Below are 24256 nucleotides of genomic sequence, written 5' to 3'. Positions count from 1 at the left end.
ACCAGGACCACCGGGCCTGACCAGCCAGCGAGCGGGCCGTAGGGTGACGTGATGTTCTTGGAGAACGTCGTCTTCGACGCCGTCCAGCCCCGAGTCGTCGGGCGCTTCTGGGAGGACCTCCTCGGTCTGCAGCAGCTGACCGACGAGGAGGCGGGCTACGAGACCCGGCTCGCCGTGCCCGACGGGCCCGAGCTCGACCTCTGCTTCCAGCAGGTCGGTGAGCCGCCCACCGGACCGTCGCGACTGACCCTGGAGGTCGTCGGCCCCGCGACGCTGACCGCCGACCCGGAGGGCAACCCCGTCCGCGCCGACGAGGACGCCGCGCTGGCCGACGGGCCCCTGCGGGGGCTCGCCCTGGAGGTGGCGGACGTCGCGCGCGAGCTGGCGTTCTGGACCTGGCTGACCGGGTGGCACCACGACCCCGCCGTCACCGACGCCCTGCGCCATCCCACCGGCCGTGGCCCGCTGCTGCGGCTGGTGCCCGAGACGGCTCCCGAGGACGGCAAGAACCGCGTCCACCTCGCCCTCCGGCTCGAGCCCGGGGACGACGTCACCGCGATCGTCGCGGCGATCACCGCCCGCGGCGGATCGGAGTTCCACCCCGACTGGGGCGACCTGCCGTGGCGTCACTTCCGCGACCCGGGCGGCAACGAGTTCTGTCTGCTCCCCGCGCCGAAGGACCCATGAGCGAGCCGACGTCCACGGGGCAGCCCGGCCCCGGACGCTGGGCCGCCTACCTCGACTGGCTGCGCGAGGACGTCATCCTCGCCGTGCTCCGACTGTCGCGCCAGGAGCAGCGGACCGCTCGCGTACCGAGCGGCTGGTCGCCGCTCGAGCTGCTCAACCACCTGCTGCACATGGAGCAGCGGTGGTTCGTCTGGGGCTTCCTCGCCGAGCCCGTCGCGGAGCCGTGGGGCGACTGGGACGTCGCGGACCCGGGCCGGGCCCCGAGCGGGGTCGCTCCTGCGTGGCGGGTGCCGGAGGGAGTCACCGCCGAGGACCTCGCCGAGCGGCTGCGGGCCGTGGGGCGGCGTACGACGGAGATCGTGGCCGACCACGCCCTCGCCGAGCGGGCGCGAGTCGGCGGCCGCTTCGCCGCCGACCCGCCCACGCTGGAGTGGATCTGCTTCCACGTCCTCACGGAGTACGCGCGGCACGCCGGCCACCTCGACGTGGTGGTCGAGATCGGCGGGGGCTGAGCGAAGGCTCAGTCGGCGGGGAGCTCGGCGAAGCGCTTCTTCACGTCGTTGTACCAACCCAGCGACTTCTTGGGGTGGCGCCAGCGGCCCTTCATGTCGTTGCGCGCCGGGACGTGGGCGGTGTCGCCGGCCTTGACGACCTCCTTGAGGTGCTTGTCCTGGGCCACGATCACTTCGTCGTGGGTCTCGCCGGTGTGGGCGAGGTCGCAGGGGCCGCCGAGGTCGGCGCAGGTCATCGTCTTCGTGGTCGCCATGGTGTCGATCCTCTCGTGTCGGTCACACGGGCGCTCCCGTGCTCGTCATGGTGATGACGGATCCCCGGATGAAAGTGTGACCACTGTGGACGACGAATCCCTGACGCCGGCCTCCGACGCGACGGAGACGTTCGAGGCGGAGCGACCGCGGCTGACCCGGATCGCGACGAACGTGCTCGGCGACCATGCCGAGGCGGAGGACGTGGTCCAGCAGGCCTGGCTGCGGCTGCACGGCACCGCGACCGAGATCGAGAACCTGCCCGGCTGGCTGACCACCGTCACCACCCGGCTGTGCCTGGACCGGCTGCGGTCCCGGACCCCCGTGCCCGACGAGGACCTGGAGATCACCGAGACCGCGCCGGACCCCGCCGACGACGTCGCGCTCGCCGACACGGTCGGGATCGCGCTGCAGGTGGTGCTCGACCGGATGAGCCCCAAGGAGCGCGTCGCGTTCGTCCTGCACGACAGCTTCGGCTTCGAGTTCGACACCATCGCCAGCCTCCTCGACACCACCCCCGTCGCCGCCCGCAAGCTCGCCTCCCGCGCCCGCGCCCGGATCGCCCAGCCCGCGCCCGAGGACGCGCTCGCCGACTGGGAGGTCGTCGACGCGTTCATGGCCGCGGCCCGCGGCGGCGACTTCGCCCGGCTCCTGGAGCTGCTCGCCCCCGACGCGGAGATCTCCGCCGACGACGCCGCGAAGCTGTCCGGTACGCCCAGCGGCATCAGCGGGCGGGAGGAGGTCGCGACCTTCTTCAACGGCGCGGCGCAGGCCGCCTTCCCCGTCTTCGTCGGCGAGCGTCCCGCCGCCGCCTGGATCCACCGGGGCGAGGCCCGGGTCGTCTTCGACTTCACGATCGAGCACGGCCGGGTCCGTGCCATCACGTTCCGCGCCGCGCCCGACGTCCTGGCCGTCGTACGGCGACGACGCCAGTCGGTCGTCGAGTAGCAGGCGAGCGCCAGCGAGTCGCGTATCGAGACGCACCGCAGCCGGTGCACCGGACCGGACCGGTTCCAGCACCATGCACAGGCGTCTCGATACGCCGCCTCGTCCCTCGGCGGCTACTCGACGAGCGAAGGTCAGGCGCGGGTGAGGTGGGCTTCGATCGCAGCGATGATGCGGGGGCGGAGCTCGGCGCTGCTGACGACGGCGTCGACGGAGCCGACCTCGACGGCGCGGTGGATGTCGTGAACGCCGTCGAACTCGCCGGCGACCTCGCTGATCTTCTCGGCGCGTACGGCGGCACGGAGGTCGGCGAGCTCGGCGGCCAGGCTGCCGCGCTCGAGACCGGTCGCCTCCGCCAGGCGCGCCTCGACCGAGGCCACGCGCTCGTCGGCGGCCGTGCGCTTGTCGACCTCGCCCGAGAAGACCACCGCGGCGGCGGGGGCGCCGCCGATGACGGAGGCGAAGGAGCCCTCCACGGCGAGCACCGTCATCGACGGGTTGAGCCGCTTGGAGAACACCACGAACGCGCCGCCGTGATAGCGCGAGATCACGCAGAACACGATGGGCCCGTCGAAGTTGACGATCGCGCGGCCGATCTCGGCGCCGTACTCCAGCTGCAGGTTGCGCATCGAGTCCGGTGAGCCGTCGAAGCCCGACAGGTTCGCGAGGATGACGAGCGGCCGGTTGCCGGAGGCGGCGTTGATCGCGCGCGCCGCCTTCTTCGACGAGCGCGGGAAGAGCGTGCCCGCGGTGTAGGTGTCGGGGCCGTCGGTGGGCGGGAAGCCGTGGCGGCGCACCGGACGCGACTCGATGCCGAGCAGGCAGACCGGGTAGCCGCCGACGTGCGCGTCCTGCACGACCGCCGTGTCGGCGTCGGCCATGCCGGCCCACCGCTCGAGGGTGGCGTGGTCCTGGTCGGCGATGGCCCGCATCACCGTGCGGATGTCGAAGGCCTTCTTGCGGTCGCGGTTGTACGACGGGTCGAAGATCTGGCCGACGGTGGTGAACTCGCTGTCGGGGTGGGCGTGCGGGAAGACCGAGATGTCGCGGTCGCTCGGGTCCGTGGTCGGCGCGCGGCGCGGAGCCTTCTCGCCGGGGACGACGTAGGTGTGGTCGTAGTGGGCGAGGAGCACCTGGAAGGCGCCGGCGAGGTCGGGCGCCCAGTACTGCGCCTGTCCGTTGGGCCCCATCACCCGGTCGTAGCCGCCGATGCCGAAGTTGTCCTCGGCCGAGACGCCGCCGGAGAAGTCCAGCGACTGCTTGCCGGTCAGCACCATGGCGCTGTCGGGCGTCATGACCAGGATGCCCTTGGTGTGCATCAGCATCGTCGCCTCGGCGTTCCAGTAGGGCTGGGCGCCGACGTTGATGCCCGCGACCACGACGTTGATCTCGCCACCGGTCTGGGTGAACTCGACGATCCGCTTGAGGGCTGCGGCCACCCAGTCCATGTTCTCGGTGCCGGAGTCCATCGAGATCCGTGCGCCGGCGGAGATCGCGAACCACTCGACCGGGACGCCCATCTCCTCGGCGAGGTCGATCGCCGCCATGATCCGGCGGCACTCCTGCTCCGACACCGCGCCGAGGGCCTTGGTCGGGTCGCCGCAGACGAGCACACGGGTGACGCCCTCGGGGTGCAGGTCGGTCCTCGTGGTGACGACCGCGCAGATGATGCCGGCCTTGTTGAGACCGTAGGGGCGCTCGACCGGCACGAGACGGTCCCGGCCAGCCGAGTCGTCGAGGTCGTGCTCCACCATCGACCCGCCCGGACCGGCGAGGATCTCCGCCAGCTCGTAGGGATAGACCATGCCGCGGCGGCGCGAGCGGACGACCTTGCCGGCGTACTCGTCGAGCGGCTTGAGGGGCTCGGTCGGCGGCGACTCGACCGCGGCCGTGACGCCCTTGCCCGGCTGGGAGTGGAAGCGGAAGCTCACCGGCACCGGGCCGTCGGGGGTGGCGATCCGGCCGCCGGCGACGACCTCCTCGATGCCCGCGCCGTCGGACAGTGGCGTGATCTTGCCCTGCAACGCGGTGAGCTGGGCGGGATCGGCCTCGACGACCGGCCACACCTGCACCCACACGTGGTTCATGTCCAGCTTGCTGCCGGCGGCGCCCATCGCGGTCCGGGCGCGACGGATCGACTCCAGGCAGTTCTCGATGGCGCGCTCGGCGTGCGGGACGCCGACGACGGTGCCGTCCTCGTCACGGACGACGACCAGCTGGCGCACCTGCGCGACGGCGACCAGGCGCCGGTCGGTGCGGTTGTCCCTGGCGACGCAGTCGAAGAGGAGCACGTCGTCCGTGGCGGGCAGGCGCGTGACGTGGAAGTCCTGCAGGCGCCAGAGGTTGAGGCGACGTCCGACCATCGGGTGCACGCCGCGGACCAGCTGGTCCTCGACGACGCCGGCCGGCCCGCCGTCGGTGGCCGGGGTCGGGCGGAACTCGAAGTAGCCAACCGGCCGGCCCCCGCCGGGGCAGGTCGCGATCGCCACGCGGCGCACGTCCTGGGTCCACGACAGTCCGCCGAGGAGGCGCGCCAGCTCGGCGCTGGTGTCGTCGTCCGAGGTCGGCTGGTCGGGCCAGGCGAGGTAGAGGTCGGCGACGCCGTCGTGACCGGCGGGACGGGTCGACAGGTGGCCGGCGACGAGCTCGTCGAGCGTCCCGGCGGCCAGCTCGGCGACGGTGCCGACGGTGCTGACGATCGCCGAGTCCTTCTCGTCCAGCGTGTACGTCGCGCCGACGGCCGGGCGTCCCTGGACCGCGAACGTGCGGACGTCGCGCAGCCCGAAGTCGTGGTAGTGCCGGCGGATCAGCACCTCCAGCATCGGCTCGTGGGCATCGGTGACACCCTGCTCCAGCCGGTCGGACAGGAAGCGCACCATGGTCTCGGGGATCAGCGAGAGACGCTCGACGCGGGTGGCGTGGTCGGGAGCGTCGGGCGCGGCTGCGAGGGCGGCGATCTCGTCGGCCACACCGGCGAGGACCGCGGTCCGCTCCCGGTCGACCTCCGGCTGGTCGAACCAGCGGAAGCGGATGCTGCGGGCCAGGTCGCCGACCACCGGGAAGCGCAGCTGGGTCGCGCGGACCAGCCGCTCCAGCAGACCGCGCGCCCGCGTGGCGAGCTCCTCGGACGGCGCGAGGTCGGCCGCCCAACGACCGAGGATCGCGGTCACCAGCTCGGTCTCGGGGGCCGTGCGCTGCTGGGCGAGGAAGACCCGGTGCACGGCCTGCTCCAGCGCGGGCGTGCGGTCGAGCTCGTCGACGCCGTAGTGCGCCAGCACCCGCGCCAGCTTGGCGCTGAACTCGGCCGGCAGGCCGTCGCGCTCGACGTCGAGGCTGCGCAGGTAGGTGTGGAAGTGCTCGCGCGAGCTGTGCACGCGCAGACCGGTGTGCAGCTCCTCGCCCGCGGGACGGTTGCGGCTCAGCTCGGCCATGTCGGCGAACACGTCGAGCATGTCGAGCTCGGCCGCGATCACGGCGGCCCGGGCGGCGGCACCGCCGGCGGCGAGCTCGTCGCGAGCCGCGACGTACGACGGCAGGGCCGATCCGCCGTCGCGGGCGTCGACGTCGTAGCCGAGCAGCACGGCGGAGAGATCCGCCAGGCCGCGGGCCGCGCGATCGGCGGCATCAACGGGGGCGAGGATCGTGGGCAGCTCGAGGCCGGGACCGGCCTGGTCCTCCTGCACCGCCGGCTCCTCGCCGGCGTCCTCGAGCGGGTCGAGGCGCACCAGCGCGGCGCCCGTCTCGACCTGGCTGCCGGTGATGACCATCAGCTCCCGCACGCGGGCCGCGAACGGAGCCGCGAGCACGGTCTCCATCTTCATCGACTCCAGCACCAGCACGGGGGCGCCGGCCTCGACCTCGTCACCGACCTGGACCGGGGTGGCGACGACCAGAGCGGGCGCGGGGGAGCGGAGCACGCCGCCCTCGTCGCGGGAGACGCGGTGGGTGACGCCGTCGACCTCGACGAGGAGCACGGGGCCGTGGGAGGCGGTGACCAGGCGGAAGCGGCGGCCGCCGACGTGCAGGGTGCTGCGCTCGGCGTCGATCCGCACGATCTCCGCGTCGACGGTCTGGGCGGTGTCCGCGGCACCGGCGCTCGTGAGCGTGACCCGGAAGCGCTGCGGCCCGACCTGCAGCACGCCCAGCTTGAAGGAGGCGCCGCGGAGCTTGAGGTCGATGGTGCCGCCGACCTCGTGCTGGACCTGCGGCCGGCCGCCGTGGGCGGTCTCGAGCAGTCGCTGCACCTCGACGCGCTGCTGCTCCTCGTAGGCCTCGATGGCCGCGACGACCAGCGCGACGCCCGAGTGCTCGTGGGCGACCAGCCGGCCCTCGCCGCGCACCCGGTCGATCCACCCGGTGTCGGCCCACACATGGGGGCTGCGCCCCCCTGTACCCCCCACCGGGGGCTCCGCCCCCGGACCCCCGGTCCACTGCGGCCCGACGACTTCGGGCTGGTCGAGCAGGTCGAGGATGAAGCCCTTGTTGGAGACGCCCCCCTCGATGATGACGGTGGTCTCGGCCATGGCGCGACGCAGACGGGCCAGCGCCTCGTCGCGGGTGCGGCCGGACGCGATGACCTTGGCGATCATCGAGTCGAAGTCGGCGGGAATGGTGTCGCCCTCGCCGACGCCGGTGTCGACCCGGATGCCGGGCCCGGCCGGCAGCCGCAGCCGCTGGATGCGACCCGGCGACGGCGCGAAGTCGCGGTCGGGGTCCTCGGCGTTGAGCCGCGCCTCGACGGCGTGCCCGATCTCGCCGGGCCGCTCGCCCTCGAGGCGGCCGCCGCGGGCGACGTTGATCTGCAGCCGGACCAGGTCGAGTCCGGTGGTGACCTCGGTGATCGGGTGCTCCACCTGGAGCCGGGTGTTGACCTCGAGGAACGCGAAGGAGCGCTCGCCCGGGTGGTAGAGGAACTCGACGGTGCCGGCACCGGCGTAGCCCACCGCGAGGGCGAGACGCTCCGCGGACGCCTTGAGGTCGTCGACCTGGTCGGCGTCGAGCAACGGGGAGGCCGACTCCTCGATGACCTTCTGGTTGCGCCGCTGGACCGAGCAGTCGCGGACCCCCACGGCCCACGCCGTGCCCTGGCCGTCGGCGATGACCTGAACCTCGACGTGCCGGGCTCCGGTCACCAACCGCTCGAGGAAGACGACGCCGCTGCCGAAGGCGCGCTCCGCCTCGTCGCGGGTGCGCTGGTAGGCGTCGGCGAGGTCGTCGGCGGTGTCGACGCGGCGGATGCCGCGCCCGCCGCCGCCGGCGGTCGCCTTGAGCATCAACGGATAGCCGATCTCCTCGGCCGCCGCGAGCGCCTCGTCGAGCGTGTCGACGCCGCCGCGGCTCCACGGTGCGACGGGGACGCCGACCTCCTCCGCGATGAGCTTCGAGCCGATCTTGTCGCCGAGCTTGCGCATCGCGGCCGCGCTCGGTCCGATGAAGGTGATCCCGAGCCGGGCGCACAGGTCGGCGAACGCCGGGTCCTCCGCGACGAAGCCCCAGCCGACCCACACGGCCTCGGCGCGGGTCTCGGTCAGCGCCCGCTCCAGCACCTCCAGGTCGATGTAGGGCCGGTCCGCGGCCCGCCCGATCAGGTGGGTCTCGTCGGCCTCGCGGACGAACATCGCCGTCCGCTCGACGTCGGTGTGCAGCGCGATGGTGACGAGATCGGCGCCGTCGTTGCCCTCGGCGTTGAGGTCGCGCACCGCGTGGATCAGGCGCATCGCGGCCTCGCCGCGGTTGACGATCGCGATCCGCCGGAAGGCGGAGCGGGAGGCTGCGGCCGGGGAGGAAGGCACCGATCGGGTCACCCTTGTAGGGTTCCGCAATTCGCCGACGCGGCGCCGCGTCGGAGGCGCCAAGATTGCCGGGGGTCCGTTGGAGGGTGCCTACAACGCCTCGGTCGGGGACGTCCGGGCCACCGGTACGCCGGGCGCAGGTCCGGCGCTCGCCGCCGCCCGCTCGGCCAGCCGCACCGCCGCGTGCCGCACCAGCGGCAGCTCCTCGTCGTCGCGGGCGGCCGCCTCGGGCACCGCGCCGCCGAGCAGCCCGGCCGGCTGGGTCAGCCACGCCCACACCTGCCACGTGTCCATGCCGCCGGTGCCGCCGGTGCCGCCGGTGCCACAGGCAGCCAGCAGCGGCTCGAGCACCGCACCCAGCTCGGCCCGCAGCTCACCGGCCGCGTCCAGCTGGAACGCGGGCACGAGGGTCGTGCCGTCGTACTGCACGACGAGGAGGGCGCGCCGCTCCGCCGCCTTGTGCACGGCGAAGCGGGTGGCGTTCTCGGTGGCGCCGCGCAGCGCGGCGAGGCTGGCGTAGGTGTGGTGGTCGCTGGCCAGCAGGGCGGCGCGGACCTGCGCCTTGCGGCGCAGCTGCACCAGCGGCAGCGGTACGGCGTGGGCGGGGTCGTCGCCCTCGGCGCGCAGCATCCGGTCGAGCTCGGCGAGCTGCTCGTCGCTCATCGCGAGCCCGGTCGCGGGGTCGGTCCACCGCGCGACGCCGGAGCAGTCGCGCCGGAAGGTGGGCAGCCCGGCCGTCGCGAGCTGGCCGCCGAGGTCCAGCTCCTCCAGCCACTGCGCCAGCTGCGCACCGATCTCACTCACATCACCAAGGGTGACACCGCGGGTTCGGCCACGCGAACCCCACCCGGCTTGCGACAATGCGCGGCGTGGACACCGCCCGCTCGATCGCGCTCTTCGTCGCCGCCGCGATCGCGGAGATCGGCGGCGCCTGGCTGGTCTGGCAGGGCGTGCGCGAGCACCGCGGCTGGCTGTGGATCGGCGCCGGGGTCATCGCGCTCGGGATCTACGGGTTCGTCGCGACCCTGCAGCCCGACGCCCACTTCGGCCGCATCCTCGCCGCCTACGGCGGGGTGTTCGTCGCCGGCTCCCTGCTGTGGGGGATGGCGATGGACGGCTTCCGCCCGGACCGGTACGACGTGATCGGCGCGCTGGTCTGCCTCGTCGGCGTCGCCGTGATCATGTATGCCCCGCGCTCGGCCTGAGCCGGGCTGAGCGCGGACGACCCGGAGGATGCGATGAGGTTCCAACGCACGGCCGCGCTCGTCGGCGTGGCGCTCGCCTACTGGGCGATCGGCCCGTGGGTGCTGCTCCTCGCCCTCGTGGCGCTCGGCTTCCCGCAGGTGCGGTCGTGGCTGCGGCCGACCCGCCGGGTCGTGCTCGCCTGGGCCGGCAGCGTCCTCGCGCTCACCGGCCTGGTGGTGCTGCTGCCCGACGGCTGGCTGCCGATCCCGCCCGGCGGCGGCGCCCTGGTCACCCCGTCCTACCGCGGCAGCCCCGCGACCGCGCGACCGGTCGACGTCGACCTCCCGCAGCACCCCGGACTCTCGCCCAACGGGACCAGCTCGATGCACGACGACGGCTGGTCGAGCGACGCCTACGCCGGGCCGGGGCCGCTCGGCGACGAGCCCGAGGTCGACACCGCGTGGTACGGCGTCAAGGAGTGCGCCACCCTCGCCTTCGACTCCCACGAGCGGCTGATCGCCCTGTGCGGCAACCTGCGCGGCGCGATCATGCACGTCATCGACCCCGACTCGATGCACCTGTCCGCGACCCTCGAGCTCCCCGAGCGCGGCGACGGTCGCGGCCGCAAGCCGTGGCAGAACCTGTGCGGCGGCTCCTACTTCTACCTCGACGCCGACGACCGCGCCGTCGTCGCCACCACCGACCGCCGGATCGTCACCGTCCGCACCAGCGACGGAGACGGCGAGCCGGCGCTGCTGACCGAGTCCGCGATCGACCTCAGCGACGCCATCCCCGAGGAGGACTGCCTCATCGCGCTGATGGCCGACTGGACCGGCAAGGGCACCTGGTGGGTCACCCGTGACGGCCGGGTCGGCATCGCCAACCGCCAACGGGTCGCCGGGATCGACCTCGGTGAGGAGATCGCCAACTCGATCTCGGTCGGCTCCGACGGCGGCGTCTACGTCGTCACCACGGAGCGACTGGTCAAGCTCCGCGCGGTCGGCCGGGACGTGCGGATCGTGTGGGAGGCGGCGTACGACCGGGGGAGCGAGGTGAAGACCGGCCAGCTCAGCCAGGGCAGCGGCACGACGCCGACCCTGATGCCCGGCGGCCTGGTCGCGATCACCGACAACGCCGACCCGCGGATGAACGTCGTCTTCCTGCGCCAGTCCGACGGCTCCGTCGTCTGCTCCGCGCCCGTGTTCGCCGACGACGAGAGCGCCACCGAGAACTCGCTGGTCCTCGTCGACCGCAACGCCGTGGTCGTCGAGAACAACCACGGGTACGCCGGACCGCAGTCGACGATCCTCGGTCGCTCCACCTCCACCGGCTTCGCCCGGGTGGAGGTCGACGCCGCGACCCGGACCTGCGAGACCGTCTGGACCAACGAGGTCACCGGCCCCACCTCGGTGGCGAAGATGTCGCTGGCGACGGGCCTCGTCTACGCCTACACGAAGCGGTCGAGCTGGTGGGGCGTCAACGCCTGGTACCTCACCGCCATGGACGCCCGCACCGGACGCCACGCCTTCTCCGTCCGCACCGGCATCGGCACCCTCTTCAACAACAACTACGCGGCCGTCACCCTCGCCCCCGACGGCTCCGCCTTCGTCGCCACGCTGGCGGGAATGGTGCGGGTCCGCGACGGCGGCTAGGTACCCGCGCGTTTTCCAATCCCGTTGCGGGTCTCGCGCCACCGACCTAGCGTCGAGGGACCATGCCTGCCACCCTCCACGCGATCACGATGGACGCCCACGACCCGGGGCGCCTGACGGCCTTCTGGGCCGACGTCCTCGGGTGGCGCGCGGAGGGGCACGAGCTGGTGCCGGAACCGCCGGCCCGCTTCCGGATCCGCTTCCTGCCCGGCCGGGAGGAGAAGTGGGGCGGCAACCAGGCGCACTTCGACCTGACCAGCGAGTCGGCCGAGGCGATGGCGGCAACGATCGAGCGGGCACTGGCGGCGGGTGGGCGGCACATCGATGTCGGGCAGACGCCGGAGGAGGGTCACGCCGTCCTCGCCGACCCCGAGGGCAACGAGCTGTGCGTCCTGCCGCCCGGCAACCGCTTCCTCGCCGGGTGCGGCCTCCTCGGCGGGGTGTCCTGCGACGGCAGCCGGGACTGCGGGCTCTTCTGGGCCGCCGCGCTCGACTGGCCGCTGGTCTGGGACCAGGACGAGGAGACCGCGATCCAGCATCCCGAGGGCGGCGCCAAGATCGCCTGGGGCGGCCCGCCCCACGACCCGAAGCACGGCCTCAACCCGGTCCGGTTCGAGCTGCACGCCCCGTCCGGGGAGTACGACGCCGAGCTGGCCCGCCTGCTCGACCTCGGCGCCCGGTGGGAGGGGACCTGGCTGGTCGATCCCGACGGTCACGAGCTGTCCCTGCTGCCGGCGCCGATGACGTGAACGCCGCCGCCGAGAGGCTGCTCCTCGTCGAGGGCGAGAGCGACCGGGTCGCGCTCGAGGCAACTGCCGCGGTGCTCGGGGTCGACCTCGCGGCGACCGGTGTCGTGATCCGGCCGATGGGCGGGATCACGAACCTCGGCCACCACCTTCCTCGCACCGACCCGGCGGCGCGGGTCGCGCTGCTGCACGACATCGGCGAGGCGTCGTACGTCCGGCGGACGGTGGCGCGCTTCCCGGACCGCGCACTGCCGTGCTTCGCGTGCGACCGCGACCTGGAGGACGAGCTGGTCCGCGCGCACGGCGGGGTCCGGGGCGCGCTCGCCGTGGTGGAGGCGGCGGGCGACCTGCCGAAGTGGGAGATCCTGACCGGCCAGCCGTTCCACCGCGAGCGGGACGAGGTCGACGTGCTGCGTCGTTTCTGGGGCACGACGAGTGGCCGCAAGGAGCGCTATGCCCTGCTGCTGGTCGAAGGCCTGGCGCCGGCTCGGGTGCCGGCGGTGCTGCGCGACGCACTGGCTACGGTGACCGGGTGACCGACCGGCCCGCCATGCCCCGCGCGGGCGTCACCGGCAGCGGGATCGGACTGCTCCAGGTCTGCGTGGCCGCCGTGCTGTGGGGGACGGGTGGCCTGGTCGTCACGGTGATCCACGAGCGCGACGGCCTCGGCGCGATGACCGCGAGCGCCTGGCGGATGGCGCTGGGCGCGGCGGCGTTGCTGCTGCTCGCGGCTGTCGCCGGACGGATGCGCTCGGTGGTCGCGACGATGCGCGAGCACCCGGTGCTGGCCGTTGTCGTCGGCTGCGGCACCGCGGCCTACCAGGGGCTCTACTTCGTTTCCGTCCTGATGGTCGGCGTCAGCGTCGCGACCGTGGTCTCCCTTGGCCTGGCGCCGCTGCTCGCGGCCAGCTGGGAGCACCTCGTCGAGCGGACGCGGCCCGCGGCCCGGGAGGTCGTCGTCCTGGCCGCCGCCCTGGCCGGGCTCGTGCTGATCGCCGCGAGTGGCGGTCACGGGACCGGTGCCCCCGGCGACCGACCCGGTCTGGGGCTGGCGCTCGCGGTCGCGGCCGGGGCGACGTACGCCGCGACGACGGTGGTCGGCCACACGCTCGCCCAGCGTGTCGACCCGCTGGCGCTCACCACCTGCGCCACGAGCGTCGGCGCCGTCGCGCTCGCGCCCTTCCTGGTGGTCGCGGTCGTGGCGGGCGATCCGGTGCTGGTCGAGGGCATCGGATCGTGGACGCTCCTGGTCTATCTCGGAGTCGCGACGATGGCGCTGTCCTATGGCCTGCTCTATGCCGGGCTGCGCACGACCTCGGGCTCGGCCGCCACGGTCGCCACCCTGGTCGAGCCGCTGTCGGCGGCCCTGCTCGCCGCCGCCCTGCTCGACGAGCGCCTCACCGCGCCGGCCCTGGTCGGCGGTGCGCTGATCCTCGCCGCCGTCGTCGGCCTCCGTCCGCGCGAGCAGCACCCCCTGCCCTGACCGGAGCGTCGTCCCGTGCGCTTCGGTCGTCCCGCCGTCGAATTGGCGACAGAACCGCACGGGACGACGCACAGGGGCCGGCGATCTCCACCGAACCTCCACATCTCCTACGCCACTTCCGACCCTTCTGCCTCCTAGCCTCGAGGCATGAGCCCTGAGCCCGTGCGGCGCCGCCTGCTGGTCGTCGAGGACGACCCGGTCATCAACCAGGCCCTCTCCGACCGTCTCGTCGCCGAGGGCTACGACGTGGTCCGGGCGTGGGACGGCCCCGGCGCCGTCGCGGTCTTCGGCGAGCAGGCGCCCGATCTCGTGGTGCTCGACGTCATGCTGCCGGGCTACGACGGCCACGAGGTCTGTCGGCGGATCCAGGCCGAGCGCCCGGTGCCGGTGATCATGCTGACCGCGCGGGCCGAGGAGGCCGACGTGCTGGTCGGCCTCGGCGTCGGCGCGGACGACTACGTCACCAAGCCGTTCCGGATGCGCGAGCTGGTCGCCCGGATCTCCGCGCTGCTGCGCCGGGTCGAGCGGGCCGGAGAGCTCGCGGGCCGGCGGCCGCTGGAGCTCGGCGAGCTGCGCATCGACCAGGCCGGACGCCGCGTCTGGCGAGCCGGGGAGGAGCTGCACCTGACGCCGACGGAGTTCGACCTGCTCGCCTGCCTGGCCGCCGAGCCCGGCGCCGTCGTCGGCCGCGACCGGCTGATGGCGCAGGTGTGGGGCTGGCCGGGCGCGACCGGCACGCGGACGGTCGACAGCCACGTGAAGGGCCTGCGCGCCAAGATCGGCGCCGACCTGGTCCGCACCGTGCACGGTGTCGGCTACGCCCTCGACGTCGAGGCCGTGCGATGACACCGCCGACCCCGACCCCGACCCCGACCCCGCCCCCGACCCCGACCCCGACCCAGCCTGCCGGTCCGCCGCAGCCCCTCGCCGTCGTCACCTCGCTCAAGGTCAAGCTCGGCCTGCTCGTCGCGATCAGCGCCGCCGTCGCGGCCGGCATCGCCAGCCTTGGTTCATCGGCCGGCGTCGCCGCGTGGCTGAGCATCCCCGTCACCATCGCGCTGGCGCTGGGGGTCACGCAGCTGCTGGCCGTGGGGATGACCTCACCGCTGCGCCAGATGACGGCAGCCGCCCGGCGGATGGCGACCGGCGACTACGGCGTCCGGGTCGACGAGACCTCGCGTGACGAGGTCGGCGACCTGGCCCGTGCCTTCAACACCATGGCCCGCGACCTCGCCGACGTCGACCGCCAGCGGCGCGAGCTGGTCGCCAACGTCTCCCACGAGCTGCGCACCCCGTTGGCCGGGCTGATCGCCGTGCTCGACAACCTCGTCGACGGCGTCGCACCGTCCGACCCCGACGCGTTGGCGACCGTGCTGCGCCAGGCCGAGCGGATGAGCGCCCTGGTCGAGGACCTGCTCGACCTCGCCCGCGTGGACGCCGGCAAGGCGCCGCTGCGCGCCGAGCCGGTGGCGCTCGCCGGACTGGTGGCCGAGGCGGTCGCCGAGGTCGCGACCCTCGGCCGCGCCGTGGAGTACGACGTCGCCGTACCCTCCGACCTGACGCTGTCCGCCGACCCCGGTCGACTCGGCCAGCTGGTCGCCAACCTGCTCGACAACGCCTCGCGGCACAGCCCCGCCGGCGGCGTCGTCCGCGTGGTCGCGGAGCGGGTCGGCGACGGCGTTCGGCTGGAGGTCAGCGACCAGGGCCCGGGGGTGTCGCCGGTCGACCGCGAGCGGGTCTTCGAGGCCTTCGGGACCCTCCAGGCCACCGAGGGCGGCGGTGGGACCGGTCTCGGCCTCGCCATCGCCCGCTGGGTCACCGACCTGCACGGCGGCCGGATCAGCTTCGTCGACCCCGCCCCAGCCCCCGGCCCCGACCCCGGCCCCGGCGCGCGCGTGCGCGTCGAGCTGCCCCTCGCGTCCCCCCGCCCCTCGATGCCCCGCCCCTCGACACTCCCCTCGGAGGAGCCCGTGCCACCCCCACCCCCACCCCCCACCAGCCCGGTCAGCCCGGTCAGCCCGGCCCCGGCCGAGTCCCGCCCGGTGACCACGCCGTCCACGCCCTCCCTGCTCGACGACGTCTTCGACGCCCTGTGGGCCGGCCGCGACGTCCCCGCCCGGATCGGCCTGCTCGCCGGTGCGCTCGCGGTCGGGCTGCTGGCCGCGATCGTCATCCCGGACCGCGACTTCGGCCTCGGCACCAGCCTCGTGCTGCTCGCCGGCGGCGCCGTCGTACTGACCGCGAGCCCCCAGCGCCGCGACCCGTTCACCCTCGCCTGCGCGGCGCTGTGCGCCGCGCTCGCCGTCGTGCCGACGGTGCGCGACGCGGAGTGGATCGCCGTGCTCAGCGTCCTGGCCGGCGGACTGGTCTGCGTGGTCGGCGTGACCCGCGGCCGCACCCTGCCCGGCTTCGTCCTGTCCGCGCTCGCCTGGCCGCTGGCGGGCCTGCGCGGCCTGCCCTGGCTGGGCCGAACGCTGAGCGGGCTGGTCGGACTCGGTCACGGCGCCGCGCTGCTGCGCACGGTCGTCTGGTCAGTGCTCGGCCTCGTCGTCTTCGGCCTGCTCTTCGCCTCGGCCGACGCCCTGCTCGCCGAGTGGGTCGACGCCGTCGTGCCCGACCTCACCGCCGACCTGTTCGTGGCGCGGATCTTCGTGACGGTGTTCGTCGCGGGCGCCGTGCTCGCGGCGGCGTACGTCGCCCTCAACCCCCCGACCGTCGACCGCGTCGGCGAGCGGCGGGCCGTCACCCGCCGCTATGAGTGGCTCGCACCCGTGGGCGTGGTGATCGCGGTCTTCGCCGCCTTCCTGACCGCGCAGGCCACCGTCGTCTTCGGCGGGCACGACTACCTGCGGCGCACCACGGGCCTCACCTATGCCGACTACGTGCACCAGGGCTTCGGGCAGCTGACCGTCGCCACCGCGCTCACCCTGGTCGTGATCTGGGCGGCCGCCCGCAAGGCGCCGCGCGAGACGGCCGCCGACCGGGCCTGGCTGCGTGGCTCGCTCGGCCTGCTGTGCGTCCTCACCCTCGTCGTGGTCGCGTCGGCGCTGCACCGGATGGCGCTCTATCAGGAGGCCTACGGCTTCACCCGGCTGCGGCTGCTCGTCGATGTCTTCGAGGGCTGGCTGGGCCTGCTGGTCCTCGCCGTGCTCGTCAGCGGGATCGCGCTCAACGGCCGCTGGCTGGCCCGCTTCGCCCTCCTCACCGGCGTCGCCGCCGTGCTCGGCATCGCGGCGATCAACCCGGACGCCTGGATCGCGCGGCACAACCTGGACCGCTACGAGAGCGACGGCAAGGTCGACTGGACCTACCTGCAGGGGCTGTCCGAGGACGCCGTCCCGGAGTACGACGACCTGCCGGCCATCGAGCGGGCGTGCGCCCTCTTCGGTCGCCATCTGTCCGACGACGACTGGCTGGAGTGGAACCTCGGGCGCGCCCGCGCCGACCTCTCCGCCTCCGACATCCCGGCCAGCGACGACGTCGTCTGCCCCGATCCCCGCGAGGAGGCGATCCGATGATCACCGTGAGCCACCTGACCAAGGACTACGGCGCCGTCCGCGCGGTCGACGACCTGAGCTTCACCGTCGAGCCGGGCAAGGTGACCGGCTTCCTCGGCCCCAACGGCGCCGGGAAGTCCACCACCCTGCGGATGGTCCTGGGCCTGGACCGGCCGACCTCGGGCGAGGCCCTGGTCGCGGGGCGTCGCTGCGCGGGCCTGGCCGCGCCGCTGCACGTGGTGGGCGCGCTGCTCGACGCCGACGCGATGCATCCGGGACGCACCGGGCGTGGCCACCTGCGGGTCGCGGCCACCACCCACGGGCTGCCCCGGCGCCGGGTGGACGAGGTGCTGGACCGGGTCGGCCTGGCTGCTGCCGGGCAGCGGCGGATCAAGGGCTACTCGCTGGGCATGCGCCAGCGGCTCGGGATCGCCGCGGCGCTCCTCGGCGATCCGGAGGTGCTGGTCTTCGACGAGCCGGTCAACGGGCTCGACGTCGACGGGGTGCGCTGGATCAGGGACCTGTTGCGCGGCTTCGCCGACGAGGGCCGCACGGTCCTGGTCTCGAGCCACCTGATGAGCGAGATGCAGCTGGTGGCCGACCAGGTGGTGGTCATCGGCCGCGGCCGGCTGGTCGCCGACGTCTCCGTCGCGGAGATGCTGCGCGGCCTGGGTGGCGCCCGGGTGCGGGTCCGCACCCCCGACCCCGACCGGCTCTCCGTCGCCCTCGCCGCGGACGCCGACGACGTGACCCGATCGGGGCCCGACGAGCTCGAGGTGACCGGTCTCGCCGCCCCCGCGGTCGGCGATCGCGCCCATGCGCTGGGCATCGCCGTGCACCACCTCAGCGACGTCGAGCAGTCGCTCGAGCGCGCCTACGTCCAACTGACCGAGGGTGCGGCGGAGTACGCCGGCCGCACCACGACCATCACCGCCACCGCAGGAGCCGCCTCGTGACCAGCCCGAGCACCACCGCCGCGCCTGCCGACCCGTCCACCCCGACCACCCCGTCCAGCCCGACCGTCCTGGCGCGGACGCTGCGCGCGGAGTGGCAGCGGCTGTGGACCGTGCGCACGACGTGGCTGTTCGCCGCGGCCGCTCTGCTCGGCACGACCGCGATGGCCCTGCTGGCGGGCCACGACGCCCGCGGCGTCGGCCAGACCCGGCCCGGCGAGACCGTGTGGGAGGGCGCGCAGATCATGGCGCTGCTGGGCCTCTTCGTGCTGTTGGCGACGGCGGCCGTCAGCACCACCGCCGATCACGCCACGGGAGGGATCGTGCCGACCCTGCAGTGGACGCCGCGCCGCGCCGTCCTGCTCACGGCGCGCACCGGTGTGGTGGCGGTGACGACGACCGTGCTCGGCGTCGCCCTCGCCCTCCTCGCCGGCGTGGTGCTCCATGCGATGGCGGGACAGCTCGCCCTTTCGGTCGACGAGGGGACAGACACCCTGCTGGCGGTGGCCTACGTCGACGCCTCCGGTGCACTCCTCGCGATCGGGCTCGGCCTGCTGCTGCGCAGCACCGCGGGCGCGGTGGTCGCCGCCCTGGCGCTGATGCTCGTCCTGCCCCTGCTGCTGGGCAACTTCCCCTTCGCGTGGGCCCAGCAGGTCGCCGACGTGCTGCCCGGCACCAGCGCCATCCAGCTCGTGGTCGGCGAGGGCCCGGCCGGCCACTCCACCGCGGACGCGCGGATGATCCTGGCCGGGTGGGCCCTCGCGGCGCTCGCGCTCGGGTGGGCGCGACTGCTGCGATCCGACGCCGACCGCTGACCGACGCCGGACCGGCTCAGCCGTAGTTGGGGTTGTTGCCCGTCGGGATGGTGATGTTGACGGTCTCGCCCTCGCCGAGGAAGAACAGCACGGCGAGACGGATGAACTCGTCGAACAACCAGTAGCCCTGCGGCACGAACGGGAACCACAGACCGGCCTCGCGAGCCGCGACGAAGGGTGGCCAGCCGGTGCTGACCATCGCGTCGGTCGGTTGCCGGGGGATCTGCAGCCAGTTGGCGATCTGGTCGCCGAGGCAGTAGCGCGTGAACGACTGCAGCATCGGCTTGGTGAGCCCGCCGTCGTATTCGCTGGCGAGGTTGAGCAGGATGTGCGCCAGCTCGATGCCCTCGGGCGTGGGCGCCAGGATCGGGTCGAGCACCTGCCGCGACTGGGCGTTGGCGGAGCTCCACGTGGCCGGGATGTATTCGTCGTCGACGCCGAGCATGTGCGCCGTGATCTGCCACAGGTGCAGGAAGGCGGCCGAGTCGGAGCTGGAGATCGGCACGTTCCACGCGGTCAGCTTGTTCATGCTGAAGGTCGCCAGGCTGTGCCAGGTGACCATGATGTCGGCCTGGCTGATCGGCAGCTCCTCCTCCGCCGAGGCGCGCCAGTGGCCCGATGCCGGCAGGAGGTGGCGTACGGCGGCATGGGTCAGGCGGGTCTTGAGACAGGTCACGACCATCTGCCCGCCGGGGCCGAAGGCGTTCTGCGCGCCGATGTCATAGCCGAGCTTGGCGGTCTTGGCGATGCGGTCCTTCATGTCCGCGCCGCCGGCGGAGTAGTAGACCGCCTTGGCCTCGCGCGGGATGACCGTGCTCATCATCCCGCTGCCCAGCCCGTAGAGGACGCCAAGATAGAGCCCACGGCGCTCATAGAAGCTGAAGACGCGGTTGAGCTTGGTCTGGTCGGCCCACGACGGGAGCTGCCGCTCCTCCTCCAGGAACACCCGGAGGTCCTCGGGGAGACCGGCCGGCAGCGGCTGGTCGTTGTGGGTCCAGCCGGCGAGGAGCTCGTTGACCCGGTCGATCTCGCCGCGCTCGAAGAGCGAGGCGACGAGCGGGTCGGCCTTGGCGTCCCACACCCAGTGCGGGTCGGCGCCCGTGCCGGTGCCGATGACGGAGCCGGTCGGCGACCAGCTCCAGGCCTCGGGCGCGACGACGCCCATCGCTCCGACCGCGCCCAGGGCACTGCCCCCGAGGAGCATGCCGCGCCTGCTGAGTGACGTCATTCGTGGACCCCTAGGTCGTCAGATGATACGCAGATACGTTGTGTGTATCTGTGTATCATGACTGTGGTCCGGGTCACAACCCCCCGCGGTGCACGGGCGTGACCGCCGACGCGAGAGGATGGGGTCATGACGTCGGCCGCCGAGGATCCCTCCTCGCTCATCGAGCGGGCCTTCACGGCCGCGGCCGGTCCTGCCGAGGACGACCCCCACGCGGAGGTGCTCGACGCCGCCCGCGACCTCTTCGCCCGCCAGGGCTTTGCCCGCACCACGATGGAGGACGTCGCCCGAGCCGCCGGACTCTCGCGGATCACGGTCTATCGCCGCCTCGAGTCCAAGGAGGCGCTGGTCGAGCAGGTCGTCTTCCGCGAGTTCCGCGCCTACTTCAACCAGTTCCTCGCCGCGATCTCCTCCGCGCACACCGTCGAGGACCGGGTCGCCGTCGGGTTCGTCGGCTCGATGACAGCCATCCGCAACAACCCGCTCATCCGCGGCCTGATGACGGCCGATCCCCAGCTGGTCGTCCCGACGATCCTCGGCGAGGGCGGTCGCACGATGGTCATGGTGTCGCAGTTCCTCGCCGGTCAGCTGCGCCGTGAGCAGGACGCCGGCCACGTCGGTGCCGACGTGGACGTCGACGTCGTCGCCGACCTGATGGTCCGTATCTCCGGCTCCCTGCTGATGACGCCGAGCCCGCACGTCGACCTCGACGACGGCGACCAGCTCGCCGACATCGCCCGCCGCTACCTGGTCCCGATGCTCCGCTCCTAGGTACAGCTAGCCCGTCGTCCCGTGCAGTTCGGTCGTCGCCGGTCGAGATCCACGACAGATCCGCACGGGACGATGCTCAGGGGCCGGCGACGTGGACCTGGTTGCGGCCGGCGTGCTTGGCGGCATAGAGCGCCTGGTCGGCGGTCCCGACGAGGGCTGCCGGGTCGACGCCCTCCTGCAGGCCGGCGACGCCGGCGGAGAGGGTGACCGGTGACTGGATCGCCCAGGGGAAGCTGGTCGCGACCCGCTCCCTGATCCGATCGGCGGCCTCGCGGGCCTCCTCGACCGAACACTCGGGCATCAGGACGCACAGCTCCTCGCCGCCGTAGCGGTAGCAGTGGTCGATCTCGCGCAGGCCGGTCGTCATCAGGCCGGCGACGTCCTGGAGCACCTCGTCGCCGCGGCGGTGACCGTAGACGTCGTTGATCCGCTTGAAGTGGTCGAGGTCGATCATCACGAGCGCCAGCGGACGGCCGTAGCGGTGGGCGCGCTCGACCTCGTTGAGCAGGTCGGCGTCGAACTGGCGGCGGTTGGCCAGACCGGTGAGGGCGTCGCGGCGCGACATCTCCTCGACCTCGGTGTGCAGCTGGGCGGCCTGGATCGCCGAGGCGCCCTGCAGCAGCAGGCCGTCCAGCAGGCTCAGGTCGAGCGCCTCCTCGTCCTTGCCGACGATGGCGACCACCGCCACGACCCGGGCACCCACCACCATCGGGATCGCGACGCCGCTCGAGGTCTCCCCGTCCGACGTACTCATCTCGTCGAGCGGCAGCGCCCGGCCGTAGCGGGCGGCCCGCCCGATCGGGCCGGCGCCGAACTCGACCACCTCGGGTCCGTCGCCGCCCTGCGGTCCGCGCCGCAGTCCGGCGTCCTCCGAGGTCTCGAAGAGGACCAGCTCCTGCCCGCCGTCGCGCTGCAGCCACAGCTCGGCGCGGGCGGCGCCGGCCAGGTCGCGGACGGCGTTGACCAGGCGCAGCGTGGTGTAGCGCAGGCTCAGCGACTCGTTGAGGTCGCGGCTGAGCTCGAGGACCCGCTCGAGCCGCGCGCCACGGTGAGCCAGCTCCCGCTCGCGGCGCTCGGCCGCTTCGGCCCGCTCGGCCAGCGACACGGTCATCGCCGAGACGCCGTCGGACAGCGCGGCGATCTCCACGACGCCGGAGTTCGGCGTCGTCGCCGACGTCAGGTCGCCGCGACGGACCCGGTCGACGGTGGCGGTGAGGTCGTCGATGGGCGCGACGACGAGTTGCTGCAGCCGCCGTCGGCTCCGCACCAGGCCGGCGATCGAGCCGACCCCGAGGACCAGCAGGATGCCGCCGCCGACCACCAGTGTCACCACGATATTGCCCTCGGTGTCGCGGATCTCGGCCTTGATGTCCTCGCGCAGGGCCTCGTCCTCCACCCGGTAGGCGTCGAAGAGGTCCTTGCCCGTCTGCAGGAACGCCGCAGTCTCGGCGGCGTCGAGGGTGCCGTCGCCGTCCTGATCGGCCTCGGTTCCACCGGGGCCCGTGCCGACCGCCGGCACGGCCCACTGGGTCTGCCACTCGTGGGCCGTGGTGATGCTGTGGATCGCCGCGGTCACCAGGTCGGGATGGGCGCGCAACGACTCGACGAGGTCGTCCTCCACCTCCTTGACCGTGGCCAGACCGCCCTCATAGGGCTCCAGGAACTCCTGCTCGCCGGTGGTGAGGTAGCCCCGGACGCCGGTCTCCTGGTCGAGCATCGCCACATTGCTGTCGCGGGCCGCCTGCTGGCCCTGCCGGAGATCGGCGAGCCGGGGCTGGAGGATCAGGGCCAGATAGCCCAGCATCGCCAGCACGACGAGGAGGGACAGGGTGCCCGCGACCAAGCCGGGCAGTCCGGCACGCCCCACGAGCCCGTGCAGGCGCGTCGGCTGCGTCGGCGGCGTGCCGGCGTTCCGGTCCATCTCGTCTCCTGGTCGCGGTCGGGCATCGCCCGCTGAGGTACGACGATCCCACCTCCGGAGTCTCATCGGTACCGAAACGCCGTCCCTGAGGGGCTCGGGCGGGTGTTGTCATCGTCACCGCCGCGGTGCCGCCGGGCGCCGGTAGCGTGGCGACCGGCGGGCCGGCACGGCCCGGAAGCCGCGGAGAGGCGGATCGGACATGGGTGTCGGACACGGACACGGCCACCAGGGGGCATCCCCGGCACACGCCGGTGCCCGGCACCGGTGGCGGCTGGCGTGCTCGTTCGCGCTCATCGCGGTCTTCTTCGTGGTCGAGCTCGTCACCGGCATCCTCAGCGGCTCCCTCGCGCTGATCTCGGACGCCGGCCACATGGCCGCCGACGTCGTCGCACTCGGCGCCGCGCTCGTCGCCACCAAGATCGCCACCCGAGCGGACAGCACCGGGCGTCGTACGTATGGCTCCTATCGCGCCGAGGTGTTCGCCTCCGGACTCGCCGTCCTGTTGATGCTGGGTGTCTCGGCGTACGTCGTCCTCGAGGCCGTGCGGCGCATCGGGGCCGAGCCGCACGTCGACGCCGGTCCGATGCTGCTGGTCGGCGGCCTCGGCCTGGTGGTCAACCTGATCGCGCTGCTGCTCCTGCGCGCCGGTGCCAAGGACTCGCTCAACGTCAGGGGCGCCTATCTCGAGGTCGTCGCCGACACGGCGGGCAGTGTCGGGGTCCTGGTCGCCGGTGTCCTCGTCAGCACGACCGGCGACGGCTGGTGGGACACCGCGGTCGCCTTCGCCATCGGCGCCTTCGTCGCGGTGCGGGCGGTGATGCTCGGACGGGAGGTGCTCGCGGTCCTCGGCCAGCACGTCCCCGTCGGGGTCGACATCGACGCGGTCACCGGCGCGCTCGCCGCGGTGCCCGGCGTCTGCGACGTGCACGACCTGCACGTGTGGACGCTCACCTCCGGCATGCACGTCGCCACCGCCCACCTGGTGCTCGCCGAGGGCGCCGACGCCGATGCTGCCCTCGTCGCCGGCCAGGCCGTGCTCCGCGACGAGCACGCGATCGAGCACGCCACCCTCCAGGTCGAGGGGCACCGCTCCGCCGCCTGCGACGCCGTCACCTGGTGATGCGGGACCGGCCGCCGAGCCGGGTCAGGCCTGGGTCAGCGACAGCTTGATCGCGAAGCCGAGGAAGACCGCGCCGACCGTCGACGTCCCGGCCGCGGAGAGCCCCCTGCGGCGGCGGAAGGCGTCGGCGAGGCGGGTGCCGCCGAAGATCAGGGCGCTCAGGTAGGCGACGCTGGCGATCTGGCAGAGCACGCCGAGGACGAGGAACGACAGCCAGGGGCGGCTGTAGTCCGGGTCGACGAACTGCACGAAGAAGGCGACGAAGAAGAGGATCGCCTTCGGGTTGAGCAGGCTGATCACGAGCGCGCGGCGATAGGGCCGCTCGCCGGGTGTCGACGCGACGCCGTGCTCGGACGCGGCGTCCTCGACCTCCTCCGCGACGCTCCGCCGGCTGCGCCACAGCGCCCACGCGCCCCGCAGCATGGTGATCGCCAGGAAGCCGAGATAGCCGGCCCCGGCGTACTTCACGATGGAGAAGGCGACGTCGTTGGTCTTGAGCAGTGACGCGACCCCGGCGGCGGACAGCACCATCAGCACGGTGTCGCCCGTCCACACGCCGGCCGCGGCCCGATAGCCGTCGCCGGTGCCACGGCGGGCGGCGACGGAAAGGACGTAGAGCGAGTTCGGGCCGGGCAGCAGGATGATCAGCACCAGTCCGACGAGGTACGTCGACAGGTCGGTGATGCCCAGCATGGGATCA

20 protein-coding genes are annotated in these 24256 nt (G+C 73.4%); 14 read left to right on the top strand and 6 right to left on the bottom strand.

Annotation, left to right across the window (positions count from 1 at the left end):
* The first annotated feature begins 51 nt into the window (after positions 1-51).
* The gene (locus E9934_RS14795; RefSeq protein ID WP_136563672.1) at positions 52-687 is read left to right on the top strand and encodes a VOC family protein; all 636 of its coding nucleotides are present in this window, start codon (positions 52-54) and stop codon (positions 685-687) included.
* Positions 684-1199 (top strand): mycothiol transferase, encoded by a 516-nt coding sequence (locus tag E9934_RS14790; protein WP_136563671.1) that lies wholly within the window; start codon positions 684-686, stop codon positions 1197-1199. The genes E9934_RS14795 and E9934_RS14790 overlap by 4 nt, the downstream gene beginning before the upstream one ends.
* An 8-nt stretch (positions 1200-1207) precedes the next feature.
* Here E9934_RS14790 and E9934_RS14785 read toward each other — a convergent pair whose 3' ends face one another.
* Positions 1208-1453, bottom strand: coding sequence for a hypothetical protein (locus E9934_RS14785; protein ID WP_136563670.1), 246 nt, complete (start codon positions 1451-1453; stop codon positions 1208-1210).
* Positions 1454-1538: 85 nt separating this feature from the next.
* On the opposite strand from E9934_RS14785, the gene E9934_RS14780 reads away from it, so the two are divergent.
* Positions 1539-2399 carry a sigma-70 family RNA polymerase sigma factor gene (locus E9934_RS14780; RefSeq protein ID WP_238694976.1) on the top strand — a complete coding sequence of 287 codons (861 nt, stop codon included), beginning with the start codon at positions 1539-1541 and terminating at the stop codon, positions 2397-2399.
* Between the two features lie 131 nt (positions 2400-2530).
* Here E9934_RS14780 and E9934_RS14775 read toward each other — a convergent pair whose 3' ends face one another.
* Positions 2531-8188: an ATP-binding protein gene (locus E9934_RS14775; protein WP_238694975.1), complete on the bottom strand. Its 5658-nt coding sequence runs from the start codon at positions 8186-8188 to the stop codon at positions 2531-2533.
* 90 nt (positions 8189-8278) lie between these two features.
* Entirely contained in the window at positions 8279-8992 is a 714-nt protein-coding gene (locus tag E9934_RS14770; protein ID WP_136563668.1) for a hypothetical protein, read from the bottom strand.
* A 65-nt stretch (positions 8993-9057) separates the two neighbouring features.
* On the opposite strand from E9934_RS14770, the gene E9934_RS14765 reads away from it, so the two are divergent.
* From E9934_RS14765 to E9934_RS14725, 9 genes are all read left to right on the top strand, one after another.
* Entirely contained in the window at positions 9058-9393 is a 336-nt protein-coding gene (locus E9934_RS14765) for a YnfA family protein (protein ID WP_136563667.1), read from the top strand.
* A 33-nt stretch (positions 9394-9426) separates the two neighbouring features.
* A complete protein-coding gene (locus E9934_RS14760; RefSeq protein WP_136563666.1) occupies positions 9427-11025 on the top strand; it encodes a hypothetical protein in 1599 nt (532 codons plus the stop codon).
* A gap of 62 nt (positions 11026-11087) precedes the next feature.
* Complete coding sequence (locus E9934_RS14755; protein WP_136563665.1) at positions 11088-11774, top strand: VOC family protein; 687 nt, start codon at positions 11088-11090, stop codon at positions 11772-11774.
* A complete protein-coding gene (locus E9934_RS14750; protein ID WP_136563664.1) occupies positions 11771-12307 on the top strand; it encodes a TOPRIM nucleotidyl transferase/hydrolase domain-containing protein in 537 nt (178 codons plus the stop codon). Before E9934_RS14755 ends, E9934_RS14750 begins: the two co-directional genes overlap by 4 nt.
* Entirely contained in the window at positions 12304-13254 is a 951-nt protein-coding gene (locus E9934_RS14745; protein ID WP_238694974.1) for a DMT family transporter, read from the top strand. The genes E9934_RS14750 and E9934_RS14745 overlap by 4 nt, the downstream gene beginning before the upstream one ends.
* A gap of 147 nt (positions 13255-13401) precedes the next feature.
* Positions 13402-14100 carry a response regulator transcription factor gene (locus E9934_RS14740; protein WP_136563663.1) on the top strand — a complete coding sequence of 233 codons (699 nt, stop codon included), beginning with the start codon at positions 13402-13404 and terminating at the stop codon, positions 14098-14100.
* On the top strand, positions 14097-16772 hold the full coding sequence (locus tag E9934_RS14735; protein WP_136563662.1) for a DUF4153 domain-containing protein: 2676 nt from the start codon (positions 14097-14099) through the stop codon (positions 16770-16772). Before E9934_RS14740 ends, E9934_RS14735 begins: the two co-directional genes overlap by 4 nt.
* Positions 16769-17707 carry an ABC transporter ATP-binding protein gene (locus E9934_RS14730; protein ID WP_136563661.1) on the top strand — a complete coding sequence of 313 codons (939 nt, stop codon included), beginning with the start codon at positions 16769-16771 and terminating at the stop codon, positions 17705-17707. The genes E9934_RS14735 and E9934_RS14730 overlap by 4 nt, the downstream gene beginning before the upstream one ends.
* A complete protein-coding gene (locus tag E9934_RS14725) occupies positions 17704-18519 on the top strand; it encodes an ABC transporter permease subunit (protein WP_136563660.1) in 816 nt (271 codons plus the stop codon). The genes E9934_RS14730 and E9934_RS14725 overlap by 4 nt, the downstream gene beginning before the upstream one ends.
* A gap of 16 nt (positions 18520-18535) precedes the next feature.
* On the opposite strand, the gene E9934_RS14720 is transcribed toward E9934_RS14725, so the two are convergent.
* Positions 18536-19747 carry an oxygenase MpaB family protein gene (locus tag E9934_RS14720; protein ID WP_136563659.1) on the bottom strand — a complete coding sequence of 404 codons (1212 nt, stop codon included), beginning with the start codon at positions 19745-19747 and terminating at the stop codon, positions 18536-18538.
* A gap of 126 nt (positions 19748-19873) precedes the next feature.
* On the opposite strand from E9934_RS14720, the gene E9934_RS14715 reads away from it, so the two are divergent.
* Entirely contained in the window at positions 19874-20515 is a 642-nt protein-coding gene (locus E9934_RS14715; protein WP_136563658.1) for a TetR/AcrR family transcriptional regulator, read from the top strand.
* A 76-nt stretch (positions 20516-20591) separates the two neighbouring features.
* On the opposite strand, the gene E9934_RS14710 is transcribed toward E9934_RS14715, so the two are convergent.
* On the bottom strand, positions 20592-22436 hold the full coding sequence (locus E9934_RS14710; protein ID WP_158295015.1) for a sensor domain-containing diguanylate cyclase: 1845 nt from the start codon (positions 22434-22436) through the stop codon (positions 20592-20594).
* Between the two features lie 199 nt (positions 22437-22635).
* Between E9934_RS14710 and E9934_RS14705 the strand changes: the two genes are divergently transcribed.
* A complete protein-coding gene (locus tag E9934_RS14705; RefSeq protein ID WP_136563656.1) occupies positions 22636-23556 on the top strand; it encodes a cation diffusion facilitator family transporter in 921 nt (306 codons plus the stop codon).
* 24 nt (positions 23557-23580) lie between these two features.
* On the opposite strand, the gene leuE is transcribed toward E9934_RS14705, so the two are convergent.
* Positions 23581-24249, bottom strand: coding sequence for a leucine efflux protein LeuE (gene leuE / locus E9934_RS14700; RefSeq protein WP_136563655.1), 669 nt, complete (start codon positions 24247-24249; stop codon positions 23581-23583).
* Positions 24250-24256: the final 7 nt, after the last annotated feature.

Origin of the sequence: Nocardioides caeni (genome assembly GCF_004912195.1) — a bacterium.
GTDB lineage: Bacteria > Actinomycetota > Actinomycetes > Propionibacteriales > Nocardioidaceae > Nocardioides > Nocardioides caeni.
This window is presented reverse-complemented; position numbering and strand designations above follow the sequence as displayed.

Excerpts from the sequence above, each read along its gene's own strand:
- E9934_RS14795 (WP_136563672.1), top strand. The coding sequence starts at position 52 with ATGTTCTTGGAGAACGTCGTCTTCGACGCCGTCCAGCCCCGAGTCGTC.
- E9934_RS14790 (WP_136563671.1), top strand. The coding sequence starts at position 684 with ATGAGCGAGCCGACGTCCACGGGGCAGCCCGGCCCCGGACGCTGGGCC.
- E9934_RS14785 (WP_136563670.1), bottom strand. The coding sequence starts at position 1,453 with ATGGCGACCACGAAGACGATGACCTGCGCCGACCTCGGCGGCCCCTGC.
- E9934_RS14760 (WP_136563666.1), top strand. The coding sequence starts at position 9,427 with ATGAGGTTCCAACGCACGGCCGCGCTCGTCGGCGTGGCGCTCGCCTAC.
- E9934_RS14755 (WP_136563665.1), top strand. The coding sequence starts at position 11,088 with ATGCCTGCCACCCTCCACGCGATCACGATGGACGCCCACGACCCGGGG.
- E9934_RS14740 (WP_136563663.1), top strand. The coding sequence starts at position 13,402 with ATGAGCCCTGAGCCCGTGCGGCGCCGCCTGCTGGTCGTCGAGGACGAC.
- E9934_RS14735 (WP_136563662.1), top strand. The coding sequence starts at position 14,097 with ATGACACCGCCGACCCCGACCCCGACCCCGACCCCGCCCCCGACCCCG.
- E9934_RS14730 (WP_136563661.1), top strand. The coding sequence starts at position 16,769 with ATGATCACCGTGAGCCACCTGACCAAGGACTACGGCGCCGTCCGCGCG.
- E9934_RS14720 (WP_136563659.1), bottom strand. The coding sequence starts at position 19,747 with ATGACGTCACTCAGCAGGCGCGGCATGCTCCTCGGGGGCAGTGCCCTG.
- E9934_RS14715 (WP_136563658.1), top strand. The coding sequence starts at position 19,874 with ATGACGTCGGCCGCCGAGGATCCCTCCTCGCTCATCGAGCGGGCCTTC.
- E9934_RS14710 (WP_158295015.1), bottom strand. The coding sequence starts at position 22,436 with ATGGACCGGAACGCCGGCACGCCGCCGACGCAGCCGACGCGCCTGCAC.
- E9934_RS14705 (WP_136563656.1), top strand. The coding sequence starts at position 22,636 with ATGGGTGTCGGACACGGACACGGCCACCAGGGGGCATCCCCGGCACAC.
- leuE (WP_136563655.1), bottom strand. The coding sequence starts at position 24,249 with ATGCTGGGCATCACCGACCTGTCGACGTACCTCGTCGGACTGGTGCTG.